Origin of the sequence: Actinomadura sp. 6N118, from assembly GCF_044326415.1 — a bacterium.
Classification (GTDB): Bacteria; Actinomycetota; Actinomycetes; order Streptosporangiales; family Streptosporangiaceae; genus Spirillospora.
In genome coordinates, this window is record NZ_JBIRAZ010000012.1 from 355,420 (window position 1) to 371,814 (window position 16,395).

The following is a 16,395-nucleotide window of genomic DNA, read 5'->3' on the forward strand; positions in this document are numbered from 1 at the left end:
GAGGAGCACTCGATGACACTGATCCGCAAAGCCGAAGCGCGCCGTAGCGAGACTCCCTCAGGCGTGATGACCACGTTCGCCTCTCCGACCCAGGGTGGGGCGGGCCTGTCCATCTGGCGGGTCGACAGCGCCGGCGGGGCCGCCGGGCCCGAGCACCTCATCGACGCCGAGCAGGTGTGGACGTTCCTGGAGGGGGCGGCGACCATCCGGCTGGACGGTGAGAACTTGACCGTCGCCGCGGGCGACACCGTGGTGATGCCTGCCGATGTCGTCCGGCAAGTGTCGGCTGGATCGGACGGGTTCGCCGCTGTTGTCGCCGCGCCGGCCGGAGCGCAGGCGTCGATGCCCGGGAGTGCCGACAAGATGCTCCCGCCCTGGATCGCCTGAAGGAGAATCCCATGACCTTGATTCTTGCGAAGGACCGCCGCCGCACCGAAACGCCCAACGGCGTCATGACGACCCTTGCCTCGCCTACCCAGGGCGGCGCGGGAACGGTGATGTGGCGGGTGGACATGCTGCCCGGCCGCGAAGGGCCTCTGCACGCCTTCGACACCGAGCAGGTGTGGACGTTCGTCGAAGGCGGTGCGACCGTTCAGCTGGGTGACGAGAAGCTGACCGCCACGGTGGGGGACAGCCTGGTGATGCCCGCTGACGTGATCCGCCAGGTGTTCACCGACCATGGCTTCGCCGCCGTGGTGGTCGCGCCCGCCGGCGGCCAGGCCTACAACCCCGACGGCAAGGGCGCGGAGGACGCGTGCGACCTGGCCCCCAAGGCTGACGAACGCCTCGTTCCGCCGTGGGTGCGGTGAGCGCTCATGTGTTGAGGTAGGCGAGGACGGCCAGGACGCGGCGGTTGTCCTCTTCGGCTGGCGGCAGGTTGAGCTTGCTGAAGATGTTGTTGGTGTGCTTGCTGATCGCCTTCTCGGTGATGAACAGCTTGCCGGCGATCGCCGCGTTCGACCGTCCCTCGGCCATCAGCCCCAGCACCTCCCGTTCGCGGGGAGTCAGCGTCTGCAGCGGCTCCTCGCGGGCGCGGCGGGTGAGCAGCTGGGCGACCACGTCGGGGTCCAGCGCGGTGCCACCGTCCGCGACCCGGCGGACGGCGTCCACGAACTGGCTCACATCCGACACCCGGTCTTTGAGCAGGTAGCCGATGCCGCCCGAGCTGTCGCTCAGCAGCTCCCGCGCGTACAACTGCTCGACGTGCTGCGACAGGACCAGCACGGGCAGGCCGGGGATCTCCTTGCGCGCCTCCAGCGCCGCCCGCAGCCCCTCGTCGGTGAACGTCGGCGGCAGGCGCACGTCGACCACGGCCACGTCCGGGCGGTGGGCGGTCAGCGCGCGGAGCAGCGACGGCCCGTTGTCGACGGCCTCGACGACCTCGAACTTGAACGCCTCCAGGAGGCGGATCAGTCCGTCCCTGAGGAGGGCAAGGTCCTCGGCGATGACAACGCGCACGGAAGCTCCATGGTCACGACGGTGGGTCCGCCCTGCGGACTGGTCACCACCATCGTCCCATCGAATGCGGCCAGCCTGCGTTCGATTCCGCGCATCCCGGAACCGGCGTCCAGGTCGGCCCCGCCGAGACCGTCATCGCCGACGATCATTTTGAGCGCGCCGTTCGAGTAGTGGATGTCGATCCACGCCCGCTGCGCGCCGCTGTGCTTGGCCACGTTCGCGAGCATCTCGGCGACGGCGAAGTACGCGGCCGACTCCACCGGCGCCTCGGCCCGGCCCGGCAGGTCGATCTCGACCTCCACGGGCAGCGGCAGCGACAGCGCGAGAGCCCGCACGCCGCCGTCCAGGCCGCGTTCGGCCAGCACCGGCGGATGGATGCCGCGCACCAGGTCACGCAGCTCGGTGAGCGCCGTGCCGCTGGCCTCGCGCGCCTCGACGAGCAGCTTCTGCGCGGCCTCGGGATCGTGCTTCATCAGCGCCTCGGCCAGGCCGATGTTCATGCTGAGCGCGACCAGCCGGGCCTGTGCGCCGTCGTGCAGGTCGCGTTCGATGCGGCGCAGCTCGGCCGCCGAGGTGTCCACGGTCTCCGACCGCGTCTCGGTCAGCTCCTGGACGCGCTGCTCCAGCGCGCTCCGCGTGGGCGAGAGCAGCGAACGGTTGAACAGCGCGTGAGCCCGGATGATGCGCGGGCCCAGCTGCAGCCCGGCCGCCGTGAGCGCGACACCCCCGACGATCGACCCGGCGATGCCGAACAGACCCCACTTTTCCAGCGGCCAGAACGGGCCCCAGCCGTATTCCGCGATCATGGCGACCCACGGAGCGACGAGAACGCCCTCCACCCCGTACACCACCAGGGCGGCCGGCAGCAGTCCCAGCAGCAGCCCGACCGGGACGTTCACCAGCGTCCAGAGCACGTCGCGCCACGTCGCCGGGTCGGTGAGCAGCCACTTCAGACGGCGGAACGGATTGGCCGACCGGGACGGCTCGGGCCGGTACGGCACCGGGATCGCCACGCCCGACCAGTCGGCGCTCCACGCCCGCTGCTGGTTGGCCAGCGCGCGCAGCGCGAGCACCACCGGCGGCAGCAGGAAGATCCCGACGCCGATCGGGATCAGCACGAACGACACCACGGAGAGCACGAACAGCGGGATGTTCACGGCCTGCGAGAGCACCACCTGGATCAGGCCGCGCACGCCCGAGAGGAACCAGCGGTGGATCGCCCCCTCGGGGACGCCGCTCTCATCGCGGTCAGTCACTGTTCCCTGCCTCCTTCTCGGCCTGTCCGGTCCGACTTTGCCGATAGCTCATTCTGGTCCGTCGGCTGCTGCGAAGGGGTGGTGCTAGGTCCTCCTTCGGCTGTGAAAGAAGGGAGGTGAAGCCCTACCTTTCAAGGGGAGTTGAGGCCAGTGCCCGCCGCTGACAGGCGGCCTGTCCAGCCCCGCCCGTCGCCTTCAGCGCGACAAGTGAGGCACGTTCCTGGACAATGCACTGGCGATATCCAGGGGAGAGAGCGGGATTCCACTCGTGACAGCGTCCATCAGTCAGACGTCCACCAGCCAGGCAGGCACCACCGGCGTCGCGCCGGTCTCGGTCAGCCGGCGCATCGCCGACGAACTCGGCGTCCGGGAGGGACAGGTACAGGTCGCCGTCGACCTGCTCGACGGCGGGTCGACGGTGCCGTTCATCGCCCGTTACCGCAAGGAGGCGACCGGCGCGCTCGACGACGCGCAGCTGCGCGCGCTCGAAGAACGGCTGCGCTACCTGCGAGAGATGGATGAACGGCGCGCGGCGATCCTCGAGTCGATCGAGTCGCAGGGCAAGCTGACCGACGAGCTCCGCGCCCAGATCATGGGGGCGGAATCCAAGGCGCGGCTGGAGGACATCTACCTCCCGTACAAGCCCAAGCGCCGCACCAAGGCCCAGATCGCGCGCGAGGCCGGACTGGAGCCGCTCGCCGAGCTGCTGCTGAACGACCCGTCGAACGACCCGCAGGCCGCGGCCGCCGGGTACGTGGACGAGGAGAAGGGGGTCGCGGACGCGGCGGCGGCGCTGGAAGGCGCCAGGGCCATCCTGGTCGAACGTTTCGCCGAGGACGCCGACCTCATCGGCATGCTGCGCGAGCAGGTGTGGACGCGGGGCCGGATCGTGTCCAAGGTCCGCGAGGGCAAGGAGGAATCGGGGGCCAAGTTCTCCGACTACTTCGACTTCGCCGAGCCGTTCACCAAGCTGCCCTCGCACCGGATCCTCGCGCTGTTCCGCGGGGAGAAGGAGGAGGTGCTCGACCTCGACCTGGAGCCGGAGCCGGTCGACGAGGCCGACCCCGGCCGGCGCAGCTCGTACGAGGCGAAGATCGCTCGGCGTTTCGCGATCGTCGATCAGGGGCGGCCCGCGGACCGCTGGCTGGGCGACGCGGTGCGCTGGGCCTGGCGTACGCGCATCCTCGTGCACCTTGGCATCGACCTGCGGACGCGGCTGCGGCAGGAGGCGGAGGACGAGGCGGTCAAGGTGTTCGCCGCCAACCTGCGCGATCTTCTGCTGGCCGCACCGGCCGGGACACGGACCACGCTCGGCCTCGACCCCGGCCTGCGCACCGGTGTGAAGGTCGCCGTCGTGGACGCCACGGGCAAGGTCGTGGCCACCGACGCGATCTTCCCGCACGAGCCACGGCGCAAGTGGGACGAGTCGATCGAGACGCTGGCCAAGCTGTGCCGTGAGCACAAGGTGGACCTGATCGCGATCGGCAACGGAACGGCGTCACGCGAGACCGACAAGCTCGCGGCCGACCTCATCACCCGCCATCCGGACCTCAAGGCCACCAAGATCATGGTGTCGGAGGCGGGCGCGTCGGTGTACTCGGCCTCGGCCTTCGCCTCCAAGGAGCTGCCCGACCTGGACGTGTCGCTGCGCGGCGCGGTCTCGATCGCGCGGCGGCTCCAGGACCCGCTGGCGGAGCTGGTGAAGATCGACCCCAAGTCCATCGGGGTCGGGCAGTACCAGCACGACCTGTCGGAGGTGAAGCTCTCGCGCTCCCTGGACGCCGTCGTCGAAGACTGCGTGAACGCGGTCGGCGTCGACGTCAACACCGCGTCCGCGCCGCTCCTGACCCGGGTGTCGGGCATCGGCGAAGGCCTGGCCGAGAGCATCGTCGCCCACCGCGACGCCAACGGTCCGTTCCGCACGCGGACCGGTCTGAAGGACGTGGCGCGGCTCGGGCCCAAGGCGTTCGAGCAGTGCGCGGGCTTCCTGCGCATCCCCGGCGGCGACGACCCGCTGGACGCCTCCAGCGTGCACCCCGAGTCGTATCCGGTCGTGCGGCGCATCATCGACGCGGCGGGCAACGACATCAAGGGGCTCATCGGCAACACGGCGGTGCTGCGTTCGCTCAAGCCCGCCGAGTTCGTGGACGACACGTTCGGCCTGCCAACGGTCACCGACATCCTCGCCGAGCTGGAGAAGCCCGGCCGTGACCCGCGGCCCGCGTTCAAGACGGCCACGTTCAAGGAGGGCGTCGACACCCTCGCCGACCTCAAGGCCGGGATGATCCTGGAGGGCGTCGTCACCAACGTCGCGGCGTTCGGCGCGTTCGTGGACGTCGGCGTGCACCAGGACGGGCTCGTCCACATCTCCGCGATGTCGAACAAGTTCGTCGAGGACCCGCGTGACGTCGTCAAACCCGGCGACATCGTGCGGGTGAAGGTGCTGGACGTCGATCTGCAGCGCAAGCGCATCTCGCTCACGTTGCGGCTGGAGGACGAGGCGTCGCAGGCGGGCGGTGGTGACCGCGAGCAGTCAGGCGGCGGCGCCGCGCGTCGTGGCGACAACCGTGGCCAGCGCGGTGGTGGCCAGCGCGGAGGTCAGCGTGGCGGCGGTCAGAGCGGCGGCGGCGGCCAAGGCGGCGGCGGCCAGGGTGGTGGCGGCGGCCAGGGCGGCGGTCAGCAGGGCAAGCAGGGCCAACGGGGCGGCGGCGGTCGCGGCGGTCAAGGCGGCCAAGGCGGTCGCGGTGGCCGTGACTCCGGCTCGGGCGGCGGCGGTGGCGGCGCTATGGCGGACGCGCTGCGGCGGGCAGGGCTGGACCAGGGCCTCCCCAGCCAAGGCAAGGGCGGCGGCAAGGGTCGCGATAAGCGCCGCTAGACCCTTCTAGCGTTCGTAGGGTCCGTTCGCAGGAGGCGTCGGCTGGGCGGGATACCGCCCAGCCGGCTTCTCCTCCGACTGCGCCGGCGGCGGTACCTGCGGCTGGCCAGGCTGCGGCGCGTTCGGCTGAACGGGTGTCTGCGGCGGAGTCGGTGCCGCCTGCGGAGCGGCACCCGCGAGCGGGATCCCGGCCAGCGGGTCGCGGACGAGCGGAGCCTGGGTCAGCGGGCCGCGCGCGGCCGGTGAGGCTTGACCGAAGGGATCCTGGGCGGGCGGCACCTCCTCGTAGTCCGACCCGGCGTCCGCGCGTACAGGCTGATGCCGCGGGAACTGCAGCACCGCAATCGCGCCCAGCGCAAGCGCACCCAGCCGTAGCGAGAAGTGCTGGAAATCGCTCGGCCAAGGCTCGGCGTACATGAATGTGCCCATGAGCAGCAGGTACGTCTTTGCGCTCACCGTCATCACGGTCGCCACGATCGTCACCCGGCAGCGCTGGAACGCGGCGACCATGATGCCGAAGCCGAGCGCGGCCGACAGCACCGTGATGTACGGGTACGGGGTCGACAGGATGTCCAGGCCCTTGGCGCCGTTGTCGCTCCATCCCTTGATGGCGAGCTCAGCGGTCCCGACGGGGAAGCCCGAGCTCAACCCGTACGCGATGCCAGTGATCGGACGCGCGTGCCGCCCGTCCGGCCGGTAGTCGCTCAGGAAGATGATCAGCAGCGGCACCAGCACGGCCGGGCCGACCACCACACCGAGCTTCCAGAGCGGCACGTCGACCGTCTCCAGCGGGGGCGGGTCGCCGATCGACAGCGCGAGCAACACCATCGCCGCGCCGATCAGCAGCAGGCTGAGCCACTCGCGGGCGGTCATGCGCTCGCCGAAGAAGACCATCGAGATGAGGACCAGCGGGATGACCCCGGACATGAAGACCGGGACGGCGATGCCAAGGGACAGTTTTGTGAGCGCGAGGATCTGCAGGCTGAGGCCGCCCAGGACGAGTGCGAGACCGATCAGGAAGATCCAGTTGGTGAGGACCACCCACACCGTGCGCGGGATCCGGTTACCGCGGACGGGCTCCATCCGGTCCGCAGCGAGCTTGAAGATGGCGAAGCCGATGTAATAGAGCCCGGTCGCCCCAAAGGCCGCAACTATCCCGTTCATCCCGAACGAGTATGAGGGCTGACGTGCTCTATGTCACACCCCTGCGCAACACGCGTCACGGTATGAGATCAGCCGTCCGGGGGCCCCATCCGGGCTTTCCCTGCGTCTTCTCTGCCGCTGATGTCCTCACCCGCCGTCCGGACCCCATAGACTTGGCGCGCGAGGCGCGGAGCCGGTTCTTCGGCGTGCCCGCGCCAGACCCTAAGACTGATTGGCTGAGTACGCGTCGAACCTCGAACGCCGCGGCCGAGACAGCGCCGGATCCAAGGAGACCTACCCCAGTGAAGACCGATGTCGAGGAGCTGACCCCCACGAGGGTCAAGCTCACCGTCGAGGTTCCGTTCGACGAGCTCAAGCCGAACCTCGACAAGGCGTACAAGGAGATCTCGCAACAGGTCAGCATCAAGGGCTTCCGCCGCGGCAAGGTGCCCGCCCCGCTGATCGACAAGTACGTCGGCCGGGGTGCGGTCCTGCAGGAGGCGGTCAACGACGCGCTGCCCGAGCTGTACGGGCGCGCCGTCGAGGAGAAGGAGCTCTTCGTCCTCGGCCAGCCCGACGTCGAGGTGACCGAGCTCAACGACGGTGAGCAGTTCGCGTTCACCGCCGAGGTCGACATCCGGCCCAAGTTCGACGTGCCGGACTACGACGGCCTCGAGGTCACCGTCGAGACCGCCGAGGTCACCGACGAGCAGATCGACGAGACCGTCGACAACCTGCGCGAGCGGTTCGCCTCGCTGACCACCGTCGAGCGCGCCGTCGAAGAGGGTGACTTCGCCACCGTCGACCTCGCCGCCACGATCGACGGCGAGGACATCGAGGACGCCTCCACCAGCGGCTACTCCTACGAGGTCGGCAGCAAGTCGGCCATCGAGGGCCTGGACGACGCCCTGATCGGCCTCGCGGCCGGCGAGAGCAAGACGTTCACCAGCACCCTGGTCGGCGGCGAGCGCAGTGGCGAGGAGGCCGAGGTCACCGTCACGGTGCAGAGCGTCAAGGTCAAGAACAAGCCGGAGCTGGACGACGACTTCGCCCAGATGGCCAGCGAGTTCGACACCATCGGCGAGCTGCGCGACGACGTGAAGACCCGTCTCGACCGCCAGGGCCGGATGCAGCAGCTGTCCGACGCCCGTGACAAGGCGCTCGAGGCACTGCTGGAGAAGGTCGAGATCCCGCTGCCGGAGAAGGTCGTCGAGGAAGAGATCGGCCGCCGCAACCAGCAGCTGGAGCAGCAGCTCCAGATGGCCGGCATGACCAAGGCCGACTACCTCGCGGACGAGGAGAAGTCCGAGGAGGACTTCGACCAGGAGGTGGCCGACGCCGCCGCGCTGGCCGTCAAGGGCGGCTTCGTGCTCGACCAGCTCGCCGTGCAGGAGGAGCTGGGCGTCGAGAACGAGGAGCTCAGCGAGTACGTGGTCACGCAGGCCATGCAGATGGGCGTGGCCCCGCAGCAGCTGGCCCAGTACCTCACCGACAACAACCAGCTTCCCGCGATCGTGTCGGAGGTGCTGCGCAGCAAGGCCCTCAACCTCGTGGTCGAGCACGTCACGATCAAGGACGAGGCCGGCAACGTGATCGACGTCGAGGCCGTCCAGCGCGAGCTGAACGGTGAGACAGGCGAGACCGTAGCCGCCGAGACCACCGACGCCGACACGGCCGAGACCGACACCGCTGAGGCAGACGCCACGGAGACCGCCGAGGCTGCGGACGCGGATGCCGTTGAGACCGCCGCTGACGAGGCCCCGGCCGCGGACGCCACCGAGGCCAAGGACGAGGACAAGAAGGACGCCTGACGCCTTCTCAGCCTCTCCTGAGATCACCGGAGACGCCCCGTACCCCCCGCCTGGGGGTACGGGGCGTCTGCGTGCGCCCACCGGGTGCGTCTACGCAAGCCACAGGACGCGTCTACGCAAGCCCAACGGATGCGGGAGCGCAAGCCACCGGATGCGTCTACGCAAGCCACCGGATGCGGGGAAGTCTGGCCACGCAATAACCGGTGCGGGCGTCAACCGGAGCAGGCGTACCTGGTCCCCGGCCTGGTCCCCGGCCTGGGCCCCGGTTTGTTTTCCGGGACCGTGGGAACCCCAGCCCCGCACGCGAGCGCGCGGCGCTGAGCGGGGAGCGAGCCGAAGGCGAAGCTCCCCGCGAAGATCGCGAAGCGATGTCGCGCTCGCCCGCTTTTGCGGTTCGGGCCTGAGCCGCCAGGCGAAGGCCCGAGGCCGCAGAAGCCAGCCAACACATCTACGCCCCCAGCGAAAAGGGGGGTCTCTCGGCTTAAACGGTGGCGGGAGCGCGTTAATGTCCAATCATCCGAACCGATAAAAGGACCGGAGGAACACCCGGTGAGCATGCCTCCGACTTTCGACGAGTCGTCGCCGATCCAGGCGCGGGTGGCCGAGGCGCCCCTGCTTCCCCTGGGTGAGCAGCTCTTCCAGCGCCTGTTGCGGCAGCGCATCGTCGTTCTAGGCCAGCAGGTCGACGACGACATCGCCAACCGCATTTGCGCCGAGCTGCTGCTGCTGTCCGCTGAGGACGGCCGCCGCGACATCACGATCTACATCAACTCGCCCGGTGGCTCCGTCACCGCCGGCATGGCGATCTACGACATCATGCAGTACGTCCCGAACGACATCGTGACGGTCGGCATGGGTCTGGCCGCCTCGATGGGGCAGTTCCTGCTCTGCGCGGGCACGACCGGCAAGCGCTTCGCCCTGCCGCACGCGCGGATCATGATGCACCAGCCGTCCGGCGGCATCGGCGGCACAGCCTCGGACATCAAGATCCAGGCCGAGCAGATGTTGTACGTCAAGAAGACGCTCGCCGAGAAGATCGCCGAACACACCGGTCAGCCGCTGGACCAGATCGAGCGCGACTCCGACCGTGACCGCTGGTTCACCGCCGCCGCGGCCAAGGAGTACGGCTTCGTCGATCACGTGGTGGAGAGCGCGACGCAGGTGCCCTCCGAGGGCCCCGTCTCCTGACGACAGAATCCTTATCGGAGGCACACAGTGAGCGACTTGATCAGGCCGAACCTGGTGACGGCGGGCGGCGCGACCCCCGTCGACAACCGCTACATCATTCCGTCGTTCGTTGAGCGCACCACGTACGGGGTCAAGGAGATGAACCCGTACAACAAGCTCTTCGAAGAGCGGATCATCTTCCTCGGGGTCCAGATCGACGACGCGTCGGCCAACGACGTGATGGCCCAGCTGATCACGCTGGAGTCGATCGACCCGGACCGCGACATCAGCATCTACATCAACTCGCCGGGCGGCTCGTTCACCGCCATGACGGCGATCTACGACACCATGCAGTTCGTCAAGCCCGACGTGCAGACCGTCTGCATCGGCCAGGCGGCCTCGGCCGCCGCCGTGCTGCTGGCGGCCGGCACCCCGGGCAAGCGGGCGGCGCTGCCCAACTCGCGGATCCTGATCCACCAGCCCGCGACCGAGGGCACCTACGGGCAGTCCAGCGACATCGAGATCCAGGCCCGCGAGATCATGCGGATCCGGGAGCTCCTTGAGGACATCCTCGCCAAGCACAGCGGCAAGGACCTGGCCGAGGTACGGCACGATATCGAGCGTGACAAGATCCTTACTGCTGAGGAAGCCAAGGCGTACGGTTTGATCGACGACGTCTTCCTCAGCAGGAAGCGCAAGGCCGAGGTAGTGTCGTCCTGAGACGGCAACCCGGATGAGGGAGACCCCCAGCCCGGTCGTCATACTTCCGGGCGAGGGGCTTACCAAGTCCGTTGGAGACGGTAACGTCGATTCCAACGTCGAGAGCCTTCGGGACGCAACCGAGCTGCGCCGCATCCTCTCAGGCGGGCGGCCCCACGAAAAGGAGACAGTTGGGTGGCACGCATCGGCGACGGTGGTGACCTGCTCAAGTGCTCGTTCTGCGGGAAGAGCCAGAAGCAGGTCAAGAAGCTCATCGCGGGTCCGGGCGTGTACATCTGCGACGAGTGCATCGATCTCTGCAACGAGATCATCGAGGAGGAGCTCTCCGAGACCTCCGACCTCAAGTGGGACAGCCTGCCCAAGCCGCGGGAGATCTTTGATTTCCTCGACTCCTACGTCATCGGGCAGGACACGGCGAAAAAGGCCCTATCGGTCGCCGTCTACAACCACTACAAGCGGATCCAGTCCGGCGACAACAGCAGGGATGACGCGGTCGAGCTGGCCAAGTCCAACATTCTGCTGCTGGGCCCGACCGGATCCGGCAAGACGCTGCTCGCGCAGACGCTCGCCAAACTTCTCAACGTCCCGTTCGCCATCGCGGACGCCACCGCCCTCACCGAGGCCGGCTATGTGGGCGAGGACGTTGAGAACATCCTGCTGAAACTGATCCAGGCGGCCGACTACGACGTCAAGAAGGCCGAGACCGGGATCATCTACATCGACGAGGTCGACAAGATCGCTCGCAAGAGCGAAAACCCGTCGATCACCCGGGACGTCTCGGGTGAGGGTGTGCAGCAGGCCCTGCTGAAGATCCTGGAGGGGACGACGGCCAGCGTCCCGCCGCAGGGCGGCCGCAAGCACCCCCACCAGGAGTTCATCCAGATCGACACCACCAACGTGCTGTTCATCTGCGGTGGTGCCTTCGCCGGCCTGGAGAAGATCGTCGAATCCCGGGTCGGGAAACAGGGCATGGGCTTCGGCGCGGTCATCCGCTCCAAGACCGAGTTCGACGAGTCGGTCAACATCCTCGCCGACGTCATGCCCGAGGACCTCCTCAAGTTCGGCATGATCCCCGAGTTCGTGGGCCGGCTACCGGTGATCACCAGCGTGCACAACCTGGACCGTGAGGCCCTGATCAACATCCTCACCGAGCCCAAGAACGCGCTGGTCCGCCAGTACCACCGGCTCTTCGAGCTGGACGGGGTCGACCTGGAGTTCACCGACGACGCCCTTGAGGCGATCGCCGACCAGGCCATCCTCCGCGGCACCGGCGCCCGTGGCCTCCGCGCCATCATGGAGGAGGTCCTCCTCTCCGTGATGTACGAGGTCCCGTCCCGCCACGACGTGGCACGTGTCGTGATCACCCGGGAAGCCGTCCTGGAACACGTCAATCCGACCCTCGTCCCGCGCGAACGCACCAAGCGCGAACCCCGAGAAAAGTCGGCCTGACCGTCTCAGTGGCATAGGGGCAGTGTGTCCGCGGAAAGCGCGGACCACTGCCCTTCGTCATGCTCGCCCAGGGGACGACCGCACGTCTGATGTGACCCCATTCACATCGCAACCAAACGCTTGCTAGGCTCCGCTCATGATTTCCACCCTTGTCTGGGGGACCGGCAACGTCGGCCGGCTGGCCATCCGCGCCGTCGAGGCGCACCCGGCGCTCGACCTCACGGCCGTGCTCGTCAACAACCCGGACAAAGTGGGGCGCGACGCGGGCGATCTCGGCGGGCTCGACCGCGACCTCGGCATCGCAGCCACGAACGACATCGAGACAGTGCTGGCCGGCCGTCCCCAGGCCGTGGTGTACGCGGCGTCCGGGGAACTCCGTCCCGACGACGCCGTCGCCGACATCACCAAGGCGATCCGGGCCGGGGCCGTAGTCGTCACGCCGTCCCTGTACGCGCTCTACGACCAGCGCAACGCCCCGCCCGAACTCCGCGACCCGATCTTGGCCGCGGTCGCCGAGGGCGGCGGCTCGCTCTTCGTCTCCGGAGTCGACCCGGGCTGGGGCAACGACGTCCTCCCCGCCCTTCTCAGCGGCCTGGGCGGCACCATCGAAGCGATCCGCTGCCAGGAGATCTTCGACTACTCCACCTACGACCAGGAGGACTCGGTCCGCTACATCGTCGGTATGGGCCAGCCGATGGACTACGAGCCCCCCATGGTCGCCCCCACGATCCCGACGATGGTCTGGGGCGGTCAGATCCGCCTGATCGCCCGCGCCCTGGACGCCGACCTTGACGAGATCCGCGAAACCGTAGCCCGCCGCGAACTCGACACCACCGTGCGCACCACGACCATGGGCGAGTTCGAGAAGGGCACCCAGGGGGCTCTCCGCTTCGAGGTCCAGGGAATCATCGATGGCGAACCCCGCATCGTCATCGAACACGTCACCCGCATCCACCCGTCCTGCGCCCCGGACTGGCCGGTCCCGCCCGACGGCGACGGCGCGCACCGCGTGATCATCGAGGGCCGCCCGCGCATCGAGGTCACGGTCGAGGCCACCGACGAGGACGGCAATCGGGCCGCGGGCGGCAACGCCACCGCCGTCGGCCGTCTGGTCAGCGCCATCGACTGGCTCGTGGCCGCCGAGCCGGGCCTCTACGACGCCCTCGACGTCCCCCTGCGCCCCGCGACCGGCAAGCTCGGAAGGAAGCCGTCAACTACTTGGCCTTGAAGGACTGAGCTGGTGCGCGGTCCGGTAGGGCTTTGCTTGCGCTCCCCGTCGCGCCTGGGTGCCGCACCGGGGTCGCATCTCCCTCGCCCCTCTTGCCCCTTCTTGGCAGGGCTGGCCTTGGTGGCCGGGGGATGAGGGACGGGCATGTTGACAAATACCCACGCCGAGCGTGCGCGGTTGCGCACGTTGATCCCGGCGACGACGTCGGCGGGGCCAGCGAACCCGCACCGACGACATCGGAAGGTTTCCCGGTCGGGCCGGTTGGCCCGCTCTGTGTGCCCGCACCACGGTACGGGACACCTCTGGGAGGTGTAGTGGGCGTCCACCTCGATCACCGGCACGCCCTTGCGGCGGGCCTTGTAGGCGATGTACTCGCCGAGTTGGTGGAACGGCCATGTGGAGAGCCGGGCCCGCTGGTCGCCGCGAAGCCGTGCCCGCTCGCGGATGCCCTCGAGTTCCTCCAGGGCGATGCCGCGTTCGGTGCGTTCGGCGACGGCCACGATCTCCTTGGCAATCTTGTGGTTCACATGTGCGGCGTGCCGGGCCTCCCTTTTGGCACGCCGGGCCAGGCGCCGCTTGGCCGCCCGGGTCTTTTTGGCCTGCAGTTCGGCGCGTTTACGCGCCTGCCACCGCCGGTAGCGTTCCAGGCGGCGGCCCTGGTGGTTGTCCCCGTCGCTGGTGGTGGCCAAGTTCATGATGCCCCGGTCCACCCCGATCCAGTCGACCGGCTCGTACTGCTCGGCCTCGGGTACCTCACATGTGGCGATCAGGAACCACTTCCCGTCGCGCAACACCAGGTCCGACTCGCCCTTGCGATAGGCGGCCAGGGTCTTCAATTGCGCGGCCGAGCCGGTAATGCCGACACCGCGCAGCCGCCCGGACGTGGTCCAGATCGACACCGTCCGCTGGTCGATCTGCCAGGTCAAGCAGCGGTCGTCGAACGCCTGCGCGGCGTGCGGCCGGAAGGTGATCGGCTTGGACTCGGCCTTGCGGCGCCGCTTGGACCCCTCACCACCGAGGTGGCCGTTGTTGATCAGACCGCGCAGCGTGGTGTAGGCGTCGGCGACGCGTTTGATCACATGCATCGCGGCCTGCGCCCCCAAGCCCTGGGCGCGCAGCTGGTGGTAGGTCAGGTGGTGCAGGTCGTACTGGCGGGCCTTGAGCCCGAACTTCTCATACGCCAACCCCGACACCTGGTTGGCCGCGGCGTTGACCGCGTGCAGGGTCGCTGCCAGCGCCTTCGCCTCCTCCGGCGTCGGCAGCAGTTTCACCTGAACCACGATCTTCACATCCGTCACGTTAGCAACCAGCACCGACACAATCACTCAACGTCACCAAACAGTGCGCCACATCACCCCAACCCCTGTGTGCAATGGCCGGCCCCCGGCCGGGACCTGGAAGGAAGACCTGATGAACATCGACATCCCCGAGGGCAGGGACCCGATCGAGTACGTCTGGGGCGAGATGATCCCCGGCATCGGTCCCGCCGCCGCGAACTTCTCCCTCTCCGTCTACGCCCACACCACCCTCGGCCTCCGCGAGTTCGAAGCCGCCCGCCTGCGCATCGCCCAGATCAACGGCTGTGTCTTCTGCCTCGACTGGCGCACGGAACGCGACGGCCAGAAAGTGGAGGCCGACTTCCCCGAAGCAGTCACCAACTGGCGCACCACAGACGCCTTCGACGACCGAACCCGCCTGGCGGCCGAGTACGCCGAACGCTACGCCCTGGACCACCACAACCTCGACGAAGACTTCTGGGACCGCATGACAACCCACTACACCCAGCAAGAGATCGTCGAACTGAGCATGAGCCTGGGCTCCTGGCTGGCCTTCGGCCGCCTCAACCACGTCCTGGGCCTGGACACAATGTGCGTCCTCCCCACCCACCGCTGAAGCGCAAGGCGGTTAACGAGCGCGAAGTTCCTCGATGACCTGGATCGCGTCGTCGATCAGGCTGATGGGGCATCCCCAGTAGTCGTAGATGCCGCCGCGGGAGCGGTTGCTGCCGCACACGACGAAGACGCCTGTGCCCAGCCGTGATTTGAGGTGGGTGGCCAGCCAGCCGACGAAGCCGCTGTTGTCCGCCTGGCCCGGAAAATGGAAGGAGAAGACCCCGAACCGCTCAATGTCACTGCCGTCCTGAGCGGTGGCCGGGACAAGACAGCTCCAGCTGTCCTCATCGCGTACCACGGCCAGCGTGTCCGCTGTGAGCGTTGGCGGAGAGCCGGCCGGGGACTCCCGAAAGCACCAGACCCCCTCATGCCGGACGAAGTCGGCCGCAGCGATCACGCGTCCCAGGCGTTCTTCGATCTGCTCTGCCGTCTCGATGCTGACACTGACCATGACGCTCCAATCGCCGCACCCCGGATGATCAGACCACGAGGCTATAGGGCAGCCCACCACTAGCAGGATCAGCTGGCGGTCGAGGCCGGCCCGGCTGTTCCTGACGCACATGGGCCAAACGCCGGGCCGTCGCGCGCAGCTCGTCGTGTGATTTAAGCCGACGGTCATCAGAGGGACTGCGTCGAAATTGCGGGTGCCCTGGTCAAGCGACAGTTCGGCGGACTGGGTAGTTCCAGCGGGTCAGGGCGCGGACCATCGTCTCTGCACCGCTGGGGTTGGCGCTGTGGACGAATATCATGCCGATCTGGAATGGCTGCCCATTGAATGCGGCCTCCTCCAGGAGGGTCACGACGGGCAGGATGCTGTCGTCGCCGCCGAGGTCGTGGTCTAGCCAGAGTTCGTCGATCTGGCGGTCACGATGCTCTTCCAGCAATTGGACGCCTTCGCGGCTGGTGCGCGCAATGCGCGTGGCCTGCGGCAAGGGGCGCAGGTCGTCGATGCCGAGGATGACGGGCATTTCTCCAGGACTCCGATTGTCAGGCGGCATTAGCGAGTGAACGGGCGGTCCGGTGAGTCGAGCCAGATCGTCTGTCCCTGTGGTGTCACGGTCATTCCGAAGCGGTCCCGGTCAGGTTCACGCCAGCCGATCCATCGGAAGTAGGCCGCCTCTACCTCGTTCCAGAGGGACCGGCCTCCGGCCTGCTCCACTGCGTAGGTGTCCATACCTTGCTCATAGGTTGCGCTGGCCCAAGAGCCAGCCGGGGACCATAGCCACAACGTGTACCTGCCGTCCGCCTGAGTGCTCTTGGAGAACACCTCTCCCAAAGCGGCCGACAAGGCCCTCGCTGACGCTCGGACAGCCTCATCGGGGCTCCCGCCCCGAACCCCAGGCTGGGGGCTCCGCCCCCAGACCCCCACCCCTTCAGTGGCCCAACCCCTTCGCAA

16 protein-coding genes are annotated in these 16,395 nt (G+C 68.2%); 9 read left to right on the top strand and 7 right to left on the bottom strand.

Annotation, left to right across the window (positions count from 1 at the left end; translation table 11 throughout):
* Window positions 1-12: 12 nt before the first annotated feature.
* On the top strand, window positions 13-387 hold the full coding sequence (locus ACH34W_RS30565; protein ID WP_395964580.1) for a cupin domain-containing protein: 375 nt from the start codon (window positions 13-15) through the stop codon (window positions 385-387).
* Between the two features lie 11 nt (window positions 388-398).
* A complete protein-coding gene (locus ACH34W_RS30570) occupies window positions 399-809 on the top strand; it encodes a cupin domain-containing protein (protein ID WP_395964581.1) in 411 nt (136 codons plus the stop codon).
* Between the two features lie 4 nt (window positions 810-813).
* Here ACH34W_RS30570 and ACH34W_RS30575 read toward each other — a convergent pair whose 3' ends face one another.
* The gene (locus ACH34W_RS30575; RefSeq protein ID WP_395964582.1) at window positions 814-1,458 is read right to left on the bottom strand and encodes a LuxR C-terminal-related transcriptional regulator; all 645 of its coding nucleotides are present in this window, start codon (window positions 1,456-1,458) and stop codon (window positions 814-816) included.
* Entirely contained in the window at window positions 1,410-2,714 is a 1,305-nt protein-coding gene (locus ACH34W_RS30580; RefSeq protein WP_395964583.1) for a sensor histidine kinase, read from the bottom strand. The genes ACH34W_RS30575 and ACH34W_RS30580 overlap by 49 nt, the downstream gene beginning before the upstream one ends.
* A 268-nt stretch (window positions 2,715-2,982) precedes the next feature.
* Between ACH34W_RS30580 and ACH34W_RS30585 the strand changes: the two genes are divergently transcribed.
* Window positions 2,983-5,589 (top strand): Tex family protein, encoded by a 2,607-nt coding sequence (locus tag ACH34W_RS30585; protein WP_395964584.1) that lies wholly within the window; start codon window positions 2,983-2,985, stop codon window positions 5,587-5,589.
* A 6-nt stretch (window positions 5,590-5,595) separates the two neighbouring features.
* Here the strand turns inward: ACH34W_RS30585 and ACH34W_RS30590 are convergent, their stop codons facing one another.
* A complete protein-coding gene (locus ACH34W_RS30590; RefSeq protein ID WP_395964585.1) occupies window positions 5,596-6,753 on the bottom strand; it encodes a hypothetical protein in 1,158 nt (385 codons plus the stop codon).
* A 281-nt stretch (window positions 6,754-7,034) separates the two neighbouring features.
* Here ACH34W_RS30590 and tig point away from each other — a divergent pair, with 281 nt between their 5' ends.
* The 5 genes from tig to ACH34W_RS30615 all read left to right on the top strand — a co-directional run bounded on the left by tig (window position 7,035) and on the right by ACH34W_RS30615 (window position 13,107).
* On the top strand, window positions 7,035-8,543 hold the full coding sequence (tig, locus tag ACH34W_RS30595) for a trigger factor (RefSeq protein WP_395964586.1): 1,509 nt from the start codon (window positions 7,035-7,037) through the stop codon (window positions 8,541-8,543).
* A 555-nt stretch (window positions 8,544-9,098) separates the two neighbouring features.
* Window positions 9,099-9,731 carry a ClpP family protease gene (locus ACH34W_RS30600; RefSeq protein ID WP_395964602.1) on the top strand — a complete coding sequence of 211 codons (633 nt, stop codon included), beginning with the start codon at window positions 9,099-9,101 and terminating at the stop codon, window positions 9,729-9,731.
* Between the two features lie 27 nt (window positions 9,732-9,758).
* Window positions 9,759-10,430, top strand: a complete 672-nt coding sequence (locus ACH34W_RS30605) for an ATP-dependent Clp protease proteolytic subunit (RefSeq protein WP_395964587.1) — start codon at window positions 9,759-9,761, stop codon at window positions 10,428-10,430.
* A 174-nt stretch (window positions 10,431-10,604) separates the two neighbouring features.
* On the top strand, window positions 10,605-11,879 hold the full coding sequence (clpX, locus tag ACH34W_RS30610) for an ATP-dependent Clp protease ATP-binding subunit ClpX (RefSeq protein WP_395964589.1): 1,275 nt from the start codon (window positions 10,605-10,607) through the stop codon (window positions 11,877-11,879).
* Between the two features lie 136 nt (window positions 11,880-12,015).
* Window positions 12,016-13,107: a dihydrodipicolinate reductase gene (locus tag ACH34W_RS30615; protein WP_395964590.1), complete on the top strand. Its 1,092-nt coding sequence runs from the start codon at window positions 12,016-12,018 to the stop codon at window positions 13,105-13,107.
* Here ACH34W_RS30615 and ACH34W_RS30620 read toward each other — a convergent pair.
* Window positions 13,032-14,396: an RNA-guided endonuclease InsQ/TnpB family protein gene (locus ACH34W_RS30620; RefSeq protein WP_395964591.1), complete on the bottom strand. Its 1,365-nt coding sequence runs from the start codon at window positions 14,394-14,396 to the stop codon at window positions 13,032-13,034. The two genes, ACH34W_RS30615 and ACH34W_RS30620, sit on opposite strands and share 76 nt — an antisense overlap.
* 121 nt (window positions 14,397-14,517) lie before the next feature.
* On the opposite strand from ACH34W_RS30620, the gene ACH34W_RS30625 reads away from it, so the two are divergent.
* On the top strand, window positions 14,518-15,000 hold the full coding sequence (locus ACH34W_RS30625) for a carboxymuconolactone decarboxylase family protein (protein ID WP_395964592.1): 483 nt from the start codon (window positions 14,518-14,520) through the stop codon (window positions 14,998-15,000).
* 12 nt (window positions 15,001-15,012) lie between these two features.
* On the opposite strand, the gene ACH34W_RS30630 is transcribed toward ACH34W_RS30625, so the two are convergent.
* The 3 genes from ACH34W_RS30630 to ACH34W_RS30640 form a co-directional block, all read right to left on the bottom strand.
* Window positions 15,013-15,450: a DUF6196 family protein gene (locus tag ACH34W_RS30630; protein ID WP_395964593.1), complete on the bottom strand. Its 438-nt coding sequence runs from the start codon at window positions 15,448-15,450 to the stop codon at window positions 15,013-15,015.
* A gap of 202 nt (window positions 15,451-15,652) precedes the next feature.
* Window positions 15,653-15,967: a cyclic-phosphate processing receiver domain-containing protein gene (locus tag ACH34W_RS30635; protein WP_395964594.1), complete on the bottom strand. Its 315-nt coding sequence runs from the start codon at window positions 15,965-15,967 to the stop codon at window positions 15,653-15,655.
* Between the two features lie 29 nt (window positions 15,968-15,996).
* Entirely contained in the window at window positions 15,997-16,173 is a 177-nt protein-coding gene (locus tag ACH34W_RS30640; RefSeq protein ID WP_395964595.1) for a hypothetical protein, read from the bottom strand.
* Window positions 16,174-16,395: the final 222 nt, after the last annotated feature.